This window comes from Pseudomonas fluorescens (assembly GCF_003732425.1).
Lineage (GTDB): Bacteria > Pseudomonadota > Gammaproteobacteria > Pseudomonadales > Pseudomonadaceae > Aquipseudomonas > Aquipseudomonas fluorescens_BE.
The window spans coordinates 553500-570747 of record NZ_MOBX01000016.1 but is presented as its reverse complement, the minus strand read 5'-3'; the positions used below and the strand labels follow the sequence as shown (position 1 = coordinate 570747).

Here is a 17248-nt window from a genome sequence, read left to right as displayed (position 1 = left end):
TATTCAGAGGGAAATGCCATGGGAATTATCGGAACCATCTTTATCGGCCTGATCGTCGGCCTGCTGGCTCGGTTCCTGAAACCGGGCGATGACAGCATGGGTTGGATCATGACCATCCTGCTCGGTATCGGCGGTTCGCTGGCAGCCACTTACGGCGGCCAGGCTCTGGGCATCTATCACGCCGGCGAGGGCGCAGGTTTCATCGGCGCACTGGTCGGCGCCATCGTGTTGCTGGTGATCTACGGCCTGATCAAAAAGAACTGATCCAAAGCGACAAAGCCCTCTCTGCCAAAGTGGCCGGGAGGGCTAGAATGCTCGGCGATTCACTGTTCCTTTCTTTCTATACCGAGCACCTTCATGCGCCGTCTTCTGTTGACTCTCCTTTTCCTGGGCAGCGGTTTGGCCCACGCCGGCGAACTGCCGGAAACCGACTGGCTCGAACTGATGCCCAAGTCGGACCAAAAGGCCCTCGAGGCCATGCCTGAAATCGACCATAACTCCCCGGAAGCCACCGGCACCTTCACCGAGAAGGGCGGGATGAAGCAGGCCAAAGGTCTGCCGGCGGTGATGTATTCGACCAAAACCGTGGCGTCGATGAATGACAAGCACATCCGCATCGGGGGTTATCCGGTGCCGCTGGAGTCCGACGCCAAGGGCCGCAGCACGCTGTTCTTCCTCGTGCCGTACCCGGGCGCGTGCATCCATGTGCCGCCACCGCCACCGAATCAACTGGTGCTGGTGCGTTATCCGAAAGGCTTGAAGCTGGACGATATCTACACGCCGCTGTGGGTGACCGGCACGCTGAAGGTCGAGAAGGTCAGCAATGACCTGGCCGATGCGGCGTATGCGCTGGAAGCGGATAAGGTGCGGGTGGTGCAGGAATCTGATCTCTAAAGCAAAAGATCGCAGCCTTCGGCAGCTCCTGTAATTGGAATGCATTCCCCTGTAGGCGCTGCCGAAGGCTGCGATCTTTTGATCTTAAAGTGCTTTGCTGGCGACACTCACGCCCATGGTGTGGCTCGCACCCGACGCCAAAGTCACCACGTCATCCATCACATTCGCCGTCTCGATGCACAGCATGCGCTGCCAGCCATCGTTATCCATGTCGGCCAGCGCTGCTGCGCGGTCGATCCACGGGTTCCAGATCACTGCCGTGCGCGAACCGGTAGCCGTCAGCACAATGCGTCGCTCCCAGGCCGGGTCGACGATGCTCAGTTGTGGCGGCGCATCAAGGTAGATGCGGTCGGTCTCACCGGCAAAATGCAGATCGCCTTGCTGGCTGTTGGTTTTCCAGTCATCCAGCGTCTCGATGTAATTCAAACCATTCACGCCATCGACGTGCACATTGCGCACGTCACTGACCGCGAAGTAAGTGTGCAGCGCCTGGCTCAGGCTGACGGTGTCACTGCCACGGTTGTGGCTGGTCAGGCTGAAACTCAGTTGTTCGGACAGATGCAAGGTCAGGGTCAGATCGACCTGATGCGGCCAGCCCGGCAGGCCACCTTCGGGGTAGGGCAGCCTGAATTCGACCTTGACGCCGTCAGCCTCTGATTCGATGCCGCCCAACTCCCAATCCATCGCCCGCACCAGACCGTGCGCGGGTGCCGGTTGCTCGCCGGCGTACATGGCCTGCACGCTCTGCGGGTTGCGTTCGAACTTGCCGAACCACGGCCAGCACACCGGCACACCGGCGCGAATGCTTTTGCCCGTCTTGAAGTCGGCCTTGTCGTTGAGCCAGATGATCGGCGGCTGGCCATCGATCTGATAACTGAGGATGTGCGCGCCTTGCTGGGCCACCAGCACTTCGGCCTGACCGTGGCGGATGCGCCAGCAGTTCAGTTCATCCAGTTTCACGGCTTCAACGTTGGGCGTGTTCATGGGACAGCTCTCGATCAGTAACAAGGACAACTATCGACCGTCAAACGGCCGCGAGGTTTAGCGCGCGCGTGGTGGAACCGAGCGAGTGCGACCGCTGCCGTCGATGGCGACGAAGACGAAAACCGCTTCGGTCACTTTACGCCACTCGCTGGACAGCGGGTCGTCGCTCCACACTTCGACCATCATCTGGATCGAGCTGCGGCCGATCTCCAGGGTCTGGGTATAAAAGGACAATTGCGCACCGACAGCCACGGGCACGAGGAACGCCATGCGGTCGATGGCAACCGTGGCAACACGGCCGCCAGCGACACGGCTGGCCATTGCGGTGCCGGCCAAATCCATCTGCGCTACCAGCCAGCCACCGAAAATATCGCCAAAGCCGTTGGTTTCGCGCGGGAGTGCGGTGATTTGCAAGGCCAGGTCGCCTTGCGGGATCGGATCTTCTTGTTCGAGCTCTATCATGCCGGGGGTGCCTCTGACCCGTGACTCTTGTTGGTATTGCTGGTGGTAGCCGTCTTCGGGAAAAACGATTCAGCACCGAACATACTACGTTCGTCACGTTTTCCATCAGGCGCCTAAGGAGAAACTCTGCGAAACCGGCTAATCCCGAGCAAAGGCCGGGCCAACGACGTTTTCGCACAGCAACCCCCTACAAACCGGAGCAGGTTGCGAGTATATCGGTCGGTAGACTCCGCGACGACCATCCGGTTCTCATTTCGACCGTCAATTACGCGTCTCTATGTGCTTTTTCGAACAATTTGCTATCGTGCCGAACCTGCCCAAGCCACCGCCAGCGTTGTTGTGGCGGCAGATCCGACTATAAGAGAAGCCCTTGCCATGACCACAGCGCCTTCGAGCCTCGCGCAGCCCGAGCAACCCGCACGACCGTTGACCCGCAATGATTACAAGACTCTGTCGCTGTCGGCCCTCGGCGGCGCGCTGGAATTCTACGATTTCATCATCTTCGTCTTCTTCGCCACCGTGGTCGGCAAGCTGTTCTTCCCGGCCGACATGCCCGAGTGGCTGCGCCTGATGCAGACCTTCGGCATTTTTGCTGCCGGCTATCTCGCGCGGCCGCTGGGTGGCATCGTCATGGCGCACTTCGGCGACCTGTTGGGGCGCAAGAAGATGTTCACCCTGAGCATTTTCATGATGGCCGTGCCGACCCTGATCATGGGTCTGCTGCCAACGTACGCGCAGATCGGCATGTGGGCGCCAATCCTTCTTCTATTGATGCGGGTCATTCAGGGCGCGGCGATTGGCGGCGAAGTGCCGGGTGCGTGGGTCTTCGTTTCCGAACACGTACCGCAAAAGCACATGGGCTACGCCTGCGGCACCCTCACCAGCGGCCTGACCGCCGGTATTCTGCTCGGCTCACTGGTCGCTACGGCAATCAACAGCATTTATACGCCTGCCGAAGTGTCCGATTACGCCTGGCGGATCCCGTTCCTGCTCGGCGGCGTGTTCGGCCTGTTCTCGGTCTATCTGCGCCGCTGGCTGCACGAAACCCCGGTGTTCGCTGAACTGCAATTGCGCAAGGCGCTGGCCGAAGAGGTGCCGCTGCGCGCGGTGCTGCGCGATCATCGCGGGGCGATTGCAATCTCGATGCTGCTGACCTGGTTGCTGTCTGCCGGGATCGTTGTGGTGATCCTGATGACTCCGACCGTGCTGCAAACGGTCTATCACTTCTCGCCGACCGAGTCGTTGCAGTCGAACAGTCTGGCGATCGTGTTCCTGAGCATTGGCTGCATCATTTCCGGCGCGCTGGCGGATCGCTTTGGTGCCGGGCGCGTGTTTGTGTTCGGTTGCCTGGGCCTGCTGATCAGCTCCTGGACCTTCTATCACAGCCTCGCCGATCACCCGAACTGGCTGTTCCCGCTGTACGCGTTGACCGGTTTCCTGGTCGGCACCATCGGTGCGGTGCCGTACGTGATGGTGAAAGCGTTCCCGCCGGTGGTGCGCTTCAGCGGATTGTCGTTCTCGTACAACGTGGCTTACGCGATCTTCGGCGGGTTGACGCCGATGGTGGTCAGTCTGCTGCTGAAAGAAAGCGCGATGGGCCCGGCCTACTATGTGGCAGTGCTGTGTGCGATGGGGATTCTGGTCGGGGCGTGGCTCTGGAAGAAGGGGCGCTGATCCGGAATTTCCTCCAGCAGTACCGGCCCTTTCGCGAGCAGGCTCGCTCCCACATTGGAATGCATTTCAACTGTGGGAGCGAGCCTGCTCGCGAATGGGGGGCAACTCGAATCATCTTGTAAAACCCGGATGCTGGCCTTTCATCCAATTGTCATATTTCAGCCATAGAGTGTTCACACGGCCTGCTGATACTTGGCCCCGACTTAACACACCCTATCTGCTAGGAGTAAGGCATGAAACTGAAGCGTTTGATGGCGGCAATGACTTTTGTCGCTGCTGGCGTTGCGACTGCCAACGCGGTTGCCGCTGTTGACCCTGCTATCCCGAGCTACACCAAGACCACTGGTGTGTCGGGCAACCTGTCCAGCGTCGGCTCCGATACCCTGGCCAACCTCATGACCCTCTGGGCTGAGAACTACAAAAAAGAATACCCGAACGTCAACATCCAGATTCAGGCCGCTGGCTCCGCCACCGCGCCACCAGCGCTGACTGAAGGCACCTCCAACCTGGGCCCGATGAGCCGCAAGATGAAAGACACCGAACTGGCGGCCTTCGAGCAGAAGTATGGCTACAAGCCAACCGCTATCCCGGTTGCCGTGGATGCCCTGGCTGTATTCGTGCACAAGGACAACCCGATCCAGCACCTGACCATGGAACAGGTTGACGCGATCTTCTCGTCGACCCGTCTGTGCGGCGCCAAAGCCGACGTGAAAACCTGGGGCGACCTGGGCGTGACCGGCGACCTGGCCAACAAGCCAGTGCAACTGTTCGGTCGTAACTCGGTATCCGGCACCTACGGCTACTTCAAAGAAGAAGCCCTGTGCAAAGGCGACTACAAACCAAACGTCAACGAACAACCAGGTTCGGCGTCGGTCGTGCAGTCGATCAGCTCCTCGCTGAACGGCATCGGTTACTCGGGCATCGGCTACAAGACCGCTAGCGTGAAGACGGTTGCTCTGGCCAAGAAGGGCGGCACTGACTTCATCGAAGACACCGAAGAAAACGCCCTGAACGGCAAGTACCCGCTGTCGCGTTTCCTCTACGTGTACGTCAACAAAGCCCCGAACAAGCCTCTGGCCCCGCTGGAAGCCGAGTTCGTGAAACTGGTGCTGTCGAAGCAGGGCCAGGAAGTTGTGGTGAAAGACGGCTACATCCCGTTGCCAGCCAAGGTTGCTGCAAAAGCACTGGCTGACCTGGGTCTGCAGGAAGGCGGCGCTGAAGTCGCAAAAAAGTAACACCTTAGGTCCGGGCTAACCCCCCGGACCTGCAGGAACCCTGTAGGAGCTGTCGAGTGAAACGAGGCTGCGATCTTTTGATCTGGCCTCTGATCGCAAGATCAAAAGATCGCAGCCTCGGTTCCCTCGACAGCTCCTACACAGGTTTCAAGCGGGTCCCAAAAGGGCTAAAACCCTTCGAATTTCTTGATCCTCCTCCAGTGCCCGCTGGCGGTGGATTTGCTGCGTCACTGCATTGTCATCTTTCTGTCATACAGGATCGCTAGGGTGAGCGCATGAATGATCTGGCCAATTCCCAAATGACTACGAATCCTCCCAAGCGCATTGATTTCAATACGCCTGAGCTGCAACGCAAGCGCCGCATTCGCGCGCTCAAGGATCGCTTCACCCGCTGGTACGTCCTCGTTGGCGGCCTTGCGGTGCTGGCAGCCATCACCCTGATCTTCTTCTTCCTCGCCTACGTGGTTGCGCCGCTGTTTCAGGGTGCCGACCTGACCGCGAAAGACTCGATCACCCCGGCCTGGATGCAGGACGCCGGCAAGCCGTTGATGATTTCGCTCGAAGAGCAGAATCAGGTGGCCATGCGCGTTTCCGACAAGGGCCAGGCATTGTTCTTTGATATCGACAGTGGCGCTGAACTGAAGCGCGTCGATCTGCCGGTTCCTGCCGGCGCTACCGTGACTTCGATTGGTGAAGACCAGCCGGGCCATCCGCTGGTGGCCGTGGGTCTGTCCAACGGTCAGGCGCTGGTGTTCCGTCACACCTACAAAGTCAGCTACCCCGATGGCAAGAAAACCATCACCCCGGCCATCGAATATCCGTACGGCGAAACGCCGATCGCCCTCAACGAAGCTGGCGGTGCGCTGGAACATGTCAGCCTGAATGCCACTGATACGACCCTGATGCTGGTGGGTTCGACCGGTTCGCAGCTCAATGTGTTGTCGCTGACCAGCGAAGAAAACATGATGACCGGTGAAGTCACCAACGAGCAGAAGCGCATCGATCTGCCGCAGATGACCGAGCCGGTGAAAAACATCTTCGTCGACCCGCGCCAGCAGTGGCTGTACGTGGTTAACGGTCGTGCTCAGGCCGATGTGTTCAGCCTGCGCGACAAGAGCCTCAACGGTCGCTACAAACTGCTGGAAAACGCCGACGCCGAAGTCACTGCAACCACGCAACTGGTCGGTGGTATCTCGCTGATCGTCGGCGACTCCAAAGGTGGTCTGGCCCAGTGGTTCATGGCCCGTGACACCGATGGTGAGCTGCGCCTGAAGCAGATTCGTACCTTCCAGATGGGCACCACGCCGATCGTTGAAATCTCCGCCGAAGAGCGTCGCAAAGGCTTCCTCGCGCTGGATGCCAGCGGGAAGCTCGGCGTGTTCCACAGTACCGCGCACCGTACTTTGCTGGTTGATCAGGTGGTGGAAGGTCAGGGCCTGTTCGGTCTGTCGCCACGCGCCAACCGTGTGATCGTCGAAGCCGGCGGCAAGCTGCAACCGCTGCTGCTCGACAACCCGCATCCGGAAGTATCGTGGAGCGCCCTGTGGAGCAAGGTCTGGTACGAGAACTACGACGAGCCTAAATACGTCTGGCAATCGACCGCCGCCAACACCGATTTCGAACCGAAACTGAGCCTCTCGCCACTGACCTTCGGCACCCTGAAAGCTGCGTTCTACGCGATGTTGCTGGCTGCACCGCTGGCCGTTGCCGCGGCGATCTACACCGCCTACTTCATGGCCCCGGGCATGCGCCGCAAGGTCAAGCCGGTGATCGAGCTGATGGAAGCGATGCCGACGGTCATCCTCGGTTTCTTCGCCGGTCTGTTTCTCGCGCCGTATGTGGAAGGACATCTGCCGGGCATCTTCAGCCTGCTGATGCTGCTGCCGATCGGCATCCTGGTTGCCGGTTTCACCTTCAGCCGCCTGCCTGAGTCGATCCGCCTGAAAGTCCCGGACGGTTGGGAAAGTGCGCTGCTGATTCCGGTGATCCTGTTCGTGGGCTGGCTGTCGCTGTACATGAGCCCGTTCATGGAGAACTGGTTCTTCGGTGGTGACATGCGCATGTGGATCTCCCACGACCTGGGCATCACCTACGACCAGCGCAACGCTCTGGTGGTCGGTCTGGCCATGGGCTTTGCGGTGATCCCGAACATCTACTCGATTGCCGAAGACGCCGTGTTCAGCGTGCCGCGTGGCCTGACCCTCGGCTCGCTGGCCCTGGGTGCCACGCCGTGGCAAACCATGACTCGCGTGGTGATCCTGACCGCCAGCCCGGGCATCTTCTCGGCGCTGATGATCGGCATGGGCCGTGCGGTCGGCGAAACCATGATCGTGCTGATGGCCACCGGTAACACCCCGGTCATGGAAATGAACCTGTTCGAAGGCCTGCGCACCCTGGCCGCCAACGTCGCGGTGGAAATGCCCGAGTCGGAAGTCGGCGGCAGCCACTACCGCGTGCTGTTCCTCTCGGCGCTGGTGCTGCTGTTGTTCACCTTCATCATGAACACCCTGGCAGAACTGATTCGTCAGCGTCTGCGCAAGAAATACTCGTCGCTTTAAGCAAAGGTAGAAGTCTGTGAAACAGAACTCCCTGAAAGGATGGTTCAAGAGCGGCGCCCCGGGCGTCTGGATCAGCGGTGGCGCGGTGTCCATCGCGGTCATCATGACCATTGGCCTGCTGGCGGTGATTGCCGTGCGCGGTCTGGGTCACTTCTGGCCGGCGGACCTGGTCCACGCCAGCTACGACGTACCGGGTCAGGCCAATCACCTGGTCATTGGTGAAGTGGTACAGAAAGAAGAAGTGCCACGTGCCCGTCTGAAGAGCGCCGGTTTGCCGGTGCCGGATGAAGGCCCGGAGTTCATGACCCGCGAGCTGATCAAGGTCGGCAACCGTGACCTGAACGGCAACGACTTCACCTGGATCGTCGGCGAGTGGCTGACCAACCAGACCACGCCGCCCGAGTTGATGGCGATCGAGCGTCGCGAGTGGGGCAACTTCTACGGCTACCTGGTCAACGTCAAACAGGATGGCAAGGTCATCGCCGAAGGCGAGGCGGCATGGCCTGAGCTGCAAGCGCGGATCAACCGTGTGAACGGTCTGGCTGCGCAACTGAAGTCGCTGGAAAAGACTGACATCGGTGCCATCAACGCAGGTCTTGAGCGCATCCGTCTGCACGGTCGCAAACTGGAACTGGAAGGCAAACTCGACGCCACCGCGCAGGCGGACATGGAATCCGAGCGTGCCGAGCTGAATGCGCGTTATCAGGACATCGAAGCGCGTCTGGCCGATCTGCATGCGCAGTTCAACCGCGATGCCCTGACTGCTCGTGACGCCAACGGCAAAGAGATTGAAATCGGCCTGGGCAAAGTGGTTCACGCATACCAGCCGAACGCGATGGGCACCTTCACCAAGGTCGGTTTCTACTTCAGCAAGATCTGGGAATTCCTTTCGGACGACCCGCGTGAAGCGAACACCGAAGGCGGGATTTTCCCGGCGATATTCGGCACCGTGATGATGACCCTGATCATGGCGATGATCGTCACCCCGTTCGGCGTACTGGCGGCGGTGTACCTGCGTGAATACGCCAAACAGAACACCCTGACACGGATCATCCGTATCGCGGTGAACAACCTCGCCGGCGTTCCGGCGATCGTTTACGGCGTGTTCGGTCTGGGCTTCTTCGTTTACGTGCTGGGTGGTTCGGTCGACCGCTTGTTCTTCCCGGAAGCACTGCCGGCACCGACCTTCGGTACCCCGGGTCTGCTCTGGGCGTCGCTGACCCTGGCGCTGCTGGCGGTACCGGTGGTGATCGTCGCGACCGAGGAAGGTCTGGCGCGTATTCCGCGCACCGTGCGTGAAGGCTCGTTGGCCCTCGGCGCGACCAAGGCTGAAACCTTGTGGAAGATCGTTATCCCGATGGCCAGCCCGGCGATGATGACCGGCATGATTCTCGCCGTGGCTCGCGCCGCCGGTGAAGTGGCGCCGCTGATGCTGGTGGGCGTGGTGAAACTGGCGCCGTCGCTGCCGGTGGACGGCAACTACCCGTACCTGCACCTGGACCAGAAGATCATGCACCTGGGCTTCCACATCTATGACGTCGGCTTCCAGAGCCCGAACGTCGAAGCGGCCCGTCCGCTGGTGTACGCCACGGCGCTGTTGCTGGTGCTGGTGATCGCCACGTTGAACCTGTCGGCGGTGTATATCCGCAACCACCTGCGCGAAAAGTACAAAGCACTGGATAGCTGATTTTGCAGCACTGATTTTTATGTGGGAGCGAGCCTGCTCGCGAAGGCATCACCGCGGTTTCATAGACAAACCGCAGCGCCTGAATCGCCAGCAGGCTGGCTCCCACAAAAACCGAACCGAATTTGTTAGCACAGGGAGCCTCCCATGCAGCACGAAACACATACCCACGGCATCAATATGTCTGCCCTGGGCCGCGACAAGCAGAGCCTGAACCTGGCGCAGGAAACCGTGGCTATCGAAGTGCCGGGCCTGAGCCTGTACTACGGCGAGAAACAAGCGCTGTTCGACGTCAGCATGAACATCCCGAAACAGCGCGTGACCGCGTTCATCGGCCCGTCCGGCTGCGGTAAGTCGACGCTGCTGCGCACCTTCAACCGCATGAACGATCTGGTTGACGGCTGCCGCGTCGAAGGCGCGATCAACCTGTACGGCAACAACATCTATCGCAAAGGCGAAGATGTGGCTGAACTGCGTCGTCGCGTCGGTATGGTGTTCCAGAAGCCCAACCCGTTTCCGAAGACCATCTACGAAAACGTCGTTTACGGTCTGCGCATCCAGGGCATCAACAAGAAGCGCATCCTCGACGAAGCGGTCGAGTGGGCGTTGAAAGGCGCCGCGCTGTGGGACGAGGTTAAAGACCGTCTGCACGACTCGGCACTCGGTTTGTCCGGTGGTCAGCAGCAACGTCTGGTCATCGCCCGCACCATCGCGGTTGAGCCGGAAGTGCTGCTGCTCGACGAACCGTGCTCGGCCCTCGACCCGATCTCGACGCTGAAAGTCGAAGAGCTGATCTACGAGCTGAAGTCCAAGTTCACCATCGTCATCGTGACCCACAACATGCAACAGGCCGCGCGGGTATCCGACTACACGGCGTTCATGTACATGGGCAAACTGGTGGAATTCGGCGACACCGACACCCTGTTCACCAATCCGGCGAAGAAGCAGACCGAAGACTACATCACCGGTCGTTATGGCTGACAGTTGCGGGTTATTCACAGAATTGACGCTGCGGCCCACCGCACCTTACCGGACGCTCCAAGGACGCCAACATGATTAGTAAAGAAGGCCTTACCCACCACATCTCCGCGCAGTTCAACGCCGAGCTGGAGGAAGTGCGCAGCCACCTCCTGGCCATGGGCGGGCTGGTCGAGAAGCAGGTCAACGACGCGGTGACCGCGCTGATCGAGGCCGACTCCGGCCTGGCTCAGCAGGTGCGCGAGATCGACGACCAGATCAATCAGATGGAACGCAACATCGACGAAGAATGCCTGCGCATTCTTGCCCGTCGTCAGCCGGCGGCGTCCGACTTGCGTTTGATCATCAGCATTTCCAAGTCGGTGATCGACCTGGAACGCATCGGTGACGAAGCGACCAAGATCGCTCGCCGTGCGATTCAGCTGTGCGAAGAAGGCGAAGCGCCGCGCGGTTACGTCGAGGTTCGTCACATCGGCGACCAGGTGCGCAACATGGTCCGTGATGCGCTGGACGCATTTGCCCGCTTCGACGCCGATCTGGCGTTGTCGGTGGCGCAGTACGACAAGATCATCGACCGCGAATACAAGACTGCGCTGCGTGAGCTGGCCACCTACATGATGGAAGACCCACGCTCTATCTCGCGTGTCTTGAGCATTATCTGGGTGCTGCGTTCGCTGGAGCGCATCGGCGATCACGCGCGCAACATCTCTGAATTGGTCATCTACCTGGTGCGCGGCACCGACGTGCGCCACATGGGCCTCAAGCGCATGAAAGAAGAAGTTGAAGGCACAAGCGGCGAAACCGCTAATGTTCCGGGTAATGCTGACGATAAGTAAGATTGCCTGAGAAAAGCGCCCGGCCCTTTGGCCGGGCGTTTTTGTTTGTGCTTTTCATGGGCAGAACCGAATTAAAAAGCAGCACCCGCGAACGAAAAGTCCCGGCGTGACTGAAGAGTTTTGGCAATGTGCCATCAGCCAGCGTTATGCTTGCCGGGATTTTAATAGGGGTGTTGGATGAGCAAGATCAGTGTGTTGGTCGTGGACGATGCTTCGTTCATTCGTGACCTGGTGAAAAAGTGCCTGCGTAATTACTTCCCGGGGATCCGCACCGAGGACGCCGTCAACGGTAAGAAGGCTCAGGCCATGCTGGCCAAGGAAGCGTTCGACCTGGTGCTGTGCGACTGGGAAATGCCGGAAATGTCCGGTCTCGAGCTGCTGACCTGGTGCCGCGAGCAAGACAACCTCAAGACCATGCCGTTTGTCATGGTGACCAGCCGTGGCGACAAGGAAAACGTCGTGCAGGCGATTCAGGCCGGCGTTTCCGGCTACGTCAGCAAGCCGTTCACCAACGAGCAACTGCTGACCAAGGTCAAGCAGGCGCTGAACAAGGTCGGCAAGCTCGACACCCTGATGAACAGCGCGCCGACCAAAATGAACTCGGCGTTCGGCAACGATTCCCTGAGCGCCTTGACCGGTGGCAAGCCTGCCGTGGTCGGCGGCGCCCCGGCTACGGCGGTGGTCAACCCGTTCGCCAAACCGGCTGCTGCTGCACCTGCGCCGGCCGCTGCGCCGTCCCGTGGCCTGCTCAACAGCCCTCCGGTCAAGGCGCCAGCCGCCGCGTCCGCTCCGGCCAGTGGTCGCGGTCAGGGCCAACTGCGTCTGCCAAGCGGTACTCAGCAATGCGTGATCAAGGCCCTGAGCATCAAGGAAGCGTTGCTGGTGGTGAAACGCACCGAGACCCTGCCGCAGATCCTCGACAGCGCCGTGCTTGATCTGGAGCAGGGCGACAACGCGGAAATAGCCCGCCTTAACGGTTACCTGCACGCCGTCGTCGCGTTTGAGCCAAAACCCGACAGCGACTGGCTGCAACTGACGTTCCGTTTCGTCGACCAGGATGCGCAGAAGCTCGATTACATCTCGCGTCTGATCGCCCGCGGCACAGCGCAGAAGCACTTCGTTCCGGGCGCGTAAGCGTCACATAAAAAGAGATCACAACCTGCGTTAATCCATACTTTCATTGAGTAAGGAATAACGCAGGCTGTGATCTCTTTTTTGTGTTTGCATTTCGCTTGGCAGACTTCGTTATTTCGGATCAACCTTTAAAGCCTGCCAATTGAGCTGCGCGATTGATGTTTTGCACGAATGCATCCTTGACTGCATCAATTGATGTTGGATTGTCGCATTCGGGAATCCCATTTGAGTAGACATCGCCTTCCCATTTCCCGTCTACGAAGGCACCACGTAACTCTCCTTCCACAGCCTTTGCATAACCCTTGTCTGAGTAACAGATCCGGTATGCAAGACTTGGCAAAATGAAGGTCAGCTGCCAGTTTTTGAAATGCTCTTTTGCGATGGTTGTAAGAGTAATTTCTGCCCGCCAGGCCCCTACATCATAGTCATCTGGTTTGCTAATCACACAGTCTGCAATTTGCGAATCAGCGAGTTGTTCTATGACTTTTCGCAGCCCGCTTTCCAGCTCATCTGGCACAACGAACCATGTAGCGTGGCCCCGCGATTGAGGGTTGCCCACCCCGGTCTCACTGTCAGATCCGTTCCAACGCAGAGCCAGCACTTCCCGCTCATCCCATGATCCTTCAGCTGCACTCCAGCCGCCTTGTTTTGTGTTGTGAATTACCTTTTTTAGCTTCCAGCTGCTTTTCGGAGCAACTACATCTTCTGGATTGATATAGGCCATTTCATTGACTCTCAGCGAATGGAAAAATTTACATCCATATGTATATACGTATGGATGTATGAAGCTTGGACCTGAGCGTCCTCTTCGTCAAGGTAAAAATGCTTCTGGATCGGGCGGCAATTTGAAACATCTGTCGACTAGCCTGGTCTGTCTCAGCTGCTAGGCTCATTCCCAGGCCTTACTTCGACAGACTCTTGCCCATGCTCGCGCGCCTGCTGTTTTTCTGTGGTCTCTTCGTGGCCTCCACCTCGGCTGTGGCCATGACCATTTACAAATCCACCGATGCCAACGGCGTGGTCTCGTACAGCGACCGGCCGAGCAAAGGCTCGCAGGTGTTCGTGTTTCAGGACCGCATGGTCGAGCGCCTGGAGCGGCAGGTGTATCTCGATATCAAGAAGCAGAAGGGCGCCGACGTGGTCTTCGTGCGCAACGATCTTTACGCGCCGGTCGAGGTGGCACTGGCGTTTACCGGGATGAGTAATGTGCGCGGTGCACCGGCGCAAACCATCCGCCGGGTGCTGCCGGCGCGCAGCAATACGCGGCTGGCGTTGCTGACGGCGGTATCCGGTAAGCAGCCGCTGGTGTACACGCCGCAATTTCACTATTCCCTCGGCGACCCTGGCGGAACCGCTCAGGGCTATCGCTATCCGCTGCCATGGCGCGGCGGCCCATTCCGCCTGAGTCAGGGCGCCAACGGTCAGTACAGCCACTACGGGCCGAAGAATCGCTATGCGATGGACATCGCCATGCCGGTGGGTACGCCGATCATCGCCGCGCGGGCCGGGGTGGTGGTGAAAGTCGAGAATGCACAGAGCGGGCGCGGCACTGATGCGTCGGGAAATTTCGTCCGGGTACTGCACAATGACGGGACGATGGGCGTGTATCTACACCTCAAGCAAGGTTCGGTGAGCGTACGCGAAGGGCAGCGGGTGACGGTGGGCAGTCCGCTGGCCCTGTCAGGCAACACCGGCAACAGCAGCGGCCCGCATCTGCACTTTGTGGTGCAGCGCAATACCGGCGAGGGGCTGGTGTCGATTCCGTATCAGTTCATCCAGCCGCTGGGGGCGTTGCCCAACTTTGCGTTGGGCAAGCAATAAATCCAGTGAAGATCGACTGTGGCGAGGGGATTTATCCCCGTTGGGGCGCGTAGCGGCCCTGAATTCGGCATTCGCGCAATCCCTGAAGGGTGCATTCAATGGTTTCGGGACGGCTTCGCCGTCCAACGGGGATAAATCCCCTCGCCACAAAAGCTACCCTGCAACCGCCATCAATCCAGCATCAACACCTTCGCCAGCACAATCTTCGGCCCTTTCATCTTCTTGATGATGATCCGCAGGCCTTCGACTTCCAGCACTTCTTCCTCTTCCGGCACCCGTTTCAGGGTTTCGTAGACCAGCCCGGCAAGGGTTTCCGCTTCGATGTGGTCGAGGTCGATGCCCAACAAGCGCTCCACCTTGAACAACGGCGTATCGCCGCGCACCAGCAGCTTGCCCGGCTGATACGCCAGAATCCCGCGCTCAGCCTTGCGGTGTTCGTCCTGAATGTCGCCGACCAGCACTTCCAGCACGTCCTCCATGGTCAGGTAGCCGATGATGTTGCCATCAGCCTCCTCGACCACGGCGAAGTGCGAGCCGCCCTTGCGGAACTGCTCCAGCAACTGCGACAGCGGCATATGGCGCGACACGCGTTCCAGCGGACGGGTCAGCTCAGCCAGGTTGAACGACTCGGGAATGTGGTCCAGCGCCGCCAATTCCAGCAGCAGGTCCTTGATGTGCAGCAGGCCGACGAACTCCTGGCGCTCGCTGTCGTACACCGGGTAACGGCTGAACTTGTGGCGACGGAACATCGCCAGGATTTCTTTCAGCGGCGCGTTGAACTCCAGGGTGATCAGGTCTTCGCGGGAGTTGGCCCAGTCGACCACTTCCAGCTCGCCCATTTCCACCGCCGAGGCCAATACGCGCATGCCTTGGTCGCTCGGGTCCTGACCACGGCTGGAGTGCAGGATCAGTTTCAGTTCTTCGCGGCTGTAATGGTGTTCGTGGTGCGGACCGGGTTCGCCCTGGCCGGCGATGCGCAGAATCGCGTTGGCGCTGGCGTTGAGCAGGTAGATCGCCGGGTACATCGCCCAGTAGAACAGGTACAGCGGCACCGCCGTCCACAGCGACAGCAACTCGGGTTTGCGGATCGCCCACGACTTCGGGGCCAGCTCACCGACCACGATGTGCAGGTACGAAATGATGAAGAACGCGGTGAAGAACGACACGCCTTTGACAATCTCAGGCGACTGCACGCCGACCGCGCTCAGCAGCGGCTCGAGAATGTGCGCGAAGGCCGGCTCACCGACCCAGCCCAGGCCAAGGGAGGCGAGGGTAATACCGAGCTGACACGCCGAGAGATACGCATCGAGCTGACTGTGCACGGTGCGCAGGATGTGTCCGCGCCAGCCGTTCTGATCAGCGATGGCCTCGACCCGGGTCGAGCGCAGTTTGACCATGGCAAATTCCGCCGCAACGAAAAAGCCGTTGAGCAAAACCAGGATCAGAGCAAAAAGGATCATGCCGAAATCGGCGAATATTGTTGCGAGGGACAAGCCAGGGGAAGGGTCCATGATGGAGTTTTGCGGGTTCCGTGTGATTCAAGAGAGAGAAAAATCGCGCCTGAAAGGCAGGCACAAGTCAGCCAATGTAGCGGTTGACATGGCGATTGCCTAGTGGCGAGTGCCGGTCGGTCTTACTCGGCGGCGCTGATGGCCCGTGCCTGGGCCACTTGGGCCGGGGCGAAATGGCAGGTGAACGTGCTGCCGTGACCGGGCACGCTGCTGATCTCCATGCGCGCGCGGTGGCGCAGCAACACGTGTTTGACGATGGCCAGACCCAGCCCGGTGCCGCCGGTGTTGGAGTTGCGGCTGGAGTCGACGCGGTAGAAGCGTTCGGTCAGGCGCGGCAGGTGTTTGCTGTCGATGCCGATCCCGGAGTCCTGCACGCTCAGGTGCGCGCCCTGATCGTCGCCCCACCAGCGAATGCGGATGTTGCCCTCGGCCGGGGTGTATTTCACTGCGTTGAACACCAGGTTGGAAAACGCACTGCGCAACTCCGCCTCGCTGCCCTTGAGCAACAGGCCGGCGTCGGCCTCCAGCGTGATGCGCTGGTTCTTCGCGCCGGACAATTGCTGCGCATCGCTCTTGATCGATTGCAGCAGGGTGTCGATCTGCACCGGCTGGTTGTCTGACGGGTAATCGGTGGCCTCCAGTTTCGCCAGCAACAACAAATCGTTGAGCAGCGTCTGCATGCGCCCGCCCTGTTGCTGCATCTGCTGCAGGGCGCGGCTCCAGCGCGGATTCACTTCCTCGACGTTGTCGAGCAGGGTTTCCAGATAGCCGCAGATCACCGTCAGCGGTGTGCGCAATTCGTGGGAGACGTTAGCGATGAAGTCTTTGCGCATCTGTTCCAGCTGATGGATACGTGTGACGTCGCGCACCAGCATCAAGTGTTCATTGTTGCCGTAGCGGGTCAGGTACAGCTGAATGCGTACGCGATCATTGGTCGGCGAGGGGATTTCCAGCGGCTCGGCGTAGCTCTCCTGCTCGAAGTATTCCTTGAAGCGCGGATGACGCACCAGGTTGGTCACCGGTTGGCCGCTGTCCTGTGGAGTCTTGAGACCGAGCAGGGTTTCGGCAGCACGGTTCCACCATTCCAGGTTGCCGTCGCTGTCGAGCATGATCACCGCGTCTTTCAGCGCGGCAGTGGATTCCTGAACCCGGTCGATCACCGCTTGCAGGCGTCCGCGTACGCGTTGGTCACGGCGTTGCAGGTGGTAGATGCTGTCGAACACTTCGCCCCATAGGCCATAGCCGTCGGGCGGTGCTTCGTCGGGTTGATGCTGGCGCAGCCATTCGTGCAGACGCAGCAATTGCTTGAGCGTCCAGGCCAGATAAATCCCCAGGCCCGCCGCGAGGCTCCAGCCGTAATAGCCGGTGATCAGACCGATCACCAGGCAGGCGGTGACCAGCAGCAGCATGTGGCGAATCAGGGTGCCATGCCAGTTTTGATTCACGGGGGCGTCCTTAGCCGCAGCGTCAAGTTTCA

15 protein-coding genes are annotated in these 17248 nt (G+C 59.7%); 10 read left to right on the top strand and 5 right to left on the bottom strand.

Features of this window, described 5'->3' with window-relative positions; all coding sequences use genetic code 11:
* Window positions 1-18 precede the first annotated feature (18 nt).
* Together BK670_RS28350 and BK670_RS28345 are read left to right on the top strand one after the other, a co-directional pair.
* Window positions 19-264 (top strand): GlsB/YeaQ/YmgE family stress response membrane protein, encoded by a 246-nt coding sequence (locus BK670_RS28350; protein WP_007920223.1) that lies wholly within the window; start codon window positions 19-21, stop codon window positions 262-264.
* A gap of 93 nt (window positions 265-357) precedes the next feature.
* Window positions 358-894 carry a DUF3299 domain-containing protein gene (locus tag BK670_RS28345; protein ID WP_007920225.1) on the top strand — a complete coding sequence of 179 codons (537 nt, stop codon included), beginning with the start codon at window positions 358-360 and terminating at the stop codon, window positions 892-894.
* A gap of 84 nt (window positions 895-978) precedes the next feature.
* Here BK670_RS28345 and BK670_RS28340 read toward each other — a convergent pair whose 3' ends face one another.
* Complete coding sequence (locus tag BK670_RS28340; protein WP_123454736.1) at window positions 979-1878, bottom strand: D-hexose-6-phosphate mutarotase; 900 nt, start codon at window positions 1876-1878, stop codon at window positions 979-981.
* Between the two features lie 57 nt (window positions 1879-1935).
* Window positions 1936-2340 carry an acyl-CoA thioesterase gene (locus BK670_RS28335; protein ID WP_003229628.1) on the bottom strand — a complete coding sequence of 135 codons (405 nt, stop codon included), beginning with the start codon at window positions 2338-2340 and terminating at the stop codon, window positions 1936-1938.
* Window positions 2341-2715: 375 nt separating this feature from the next.
* On the opposite strand from BK670_RS28335, the gene BK670_RS28330 reads away from it, so the two are divergent.
* The 7 genes from BK670_RS28330 (at window position 2716) to BK670_RS28300 (ending at window position 12439) form a co-directional block, all read left to right on the top strand.
* Window positions 2716-4014 (top strand): MFS transporter, encoded by a 1299-nt coding sequence (locus BK670_RS28330; protein ID WP_095119761.1) that lies wholly within the window; start codon window positions 2716-2718, stop codon window positions 4012-4014.
* Window positions 4015-4247: 233 nt separating this feature from the next.
* On the top strand, window positions 4248-5249 hold the full coding sequence (locus BK670_RS28325; protein WP_123454734.1) for a phosphate ABC transporter substrate-binding protein PstS: 1002 nt from the start codon (window positions 4248-4250) through the stop codon (window positions 5247-5249).
* A gap of 524 nt (window positions 5250-5773) precedes the next feature.
* Window positions 5774-7807, top strand: coding sequence for an ABC transporter permease subunit (locus BK670_RS28320; RefSeq protein ID WP_185036842.1), 2034 nt, complete (start codon window positions 5774-5776; stop codon window positions 7805-7807).
* 16 nt (window positions 7808-7823) lie between these two features.
* A complete protein-coding gene (gene pstA / locus BK670_RS28315; protein ID WP_123454730.1) occupies window positions 7824-9494 on the top strand; it encodes a phosphate ABC transporter permease PstA in 1671 nt (556 codons plus the stop codon).
* A gap of 144 nt (window positions 9495-9638) precedes the next feature.
* Window positions 9639-10472: a phosphate ABC transporter ATP-binding protein PstB gene (gene pstB, locus BK670_RS28310; protein WP_103302696.1), complete on the top strand. Its 834-nt coding sequence runs from the start codon at window positions 9639-9641 to the stop codon at window positions 10470-10472.
* A gap of 71 nt (window positions 10473-10543) precedes the next feature.
* Window positions 10544-11305 (top strand): phosphate signaling complex protein PhoU, encoded by a 762-nt coding sequence (phoU, locus tag BK670_RS28305; RefSeq protein WP_016985766.1) that lies wholly within the window; start codon window positions 10544-10546, stop codon window positions 11303-11305.
* Between the two features lie 177 nt (window positions 11306-11482).
* Window positions 11483-12439, top strand: a complete 957-nt coding sequence (locus BK670_RS28300; RefSeq protein ID WP_123454728.1) for a response regulator — start codon at window positions 11483-11485, stop codon at window positions 12437-12439.
* A gap of 121 nt (window positions 12440-12560) precedes the next feature.
* Here BK670_RS28300 and BK670_RS28295 read toward each other — a convergent pair whose 3' ends face one another.
* Window positions 12561-13163: a hypothetical protein gene (locus BK670_RS28295; RefSeq protein ID WP_123454726.1), complete on the bottom strand. Its 603-nt coding sequence runs from the start codon at window positions 13161-13163 to the stop codon at window positions 12561-12563.
* A 200-nt stretch (window positions 13164-13363) separates the two neighbouring features.
* On the opposite strand from BK670_RS28295, the gene BK670_RS28290 reads away from it, so the two are divergent.
* A complete protein-coding gene (locus tag BK670_RS28290; RefSeq protein WP_123454724.1) occupies window positions 13364-14260 on the top strand; it encodes a peptidoglycan DD-metalloendopeptidase family protein in 897 nt (298 codons plus the stop codon).
* A gap of 170 nt (window positions 14261-14430) precedes the next feature.
* Here BK670_RS28290 and BK670_RS28280 read toward each other — a convergent pair whose 3' ends face one another.
* Both BK670_RS28280 and phoR read right to left on the bottom strand, forming a co-directional pair.
* Window positions 14431-15771, bottom strand: coding sequence for a hemolysin family protein (locus BK670_RS28280; RefSeq protein WP_007920256.1), 1341 nt, complete (start codon window positions 15769-15771; stop codon window positions 14431-14433).
* 122 nt (window positions 15772-15893) lie between these two features.
* On the bottom strand, window positions 15894-17180 hold the full coding sequence (gene phoR / locus BK670_RS28275) for a phosphate regulon sensor histidine kinase PhoR (RefSeq protein ID WP_259697605.1): 1287 nt from the start codon (window positions 17178-17180) through the stop codon (window positions 15894-15896).
* Between the last annotated feature and the right edge of the window lie 68 nt (window positions 17181-17248).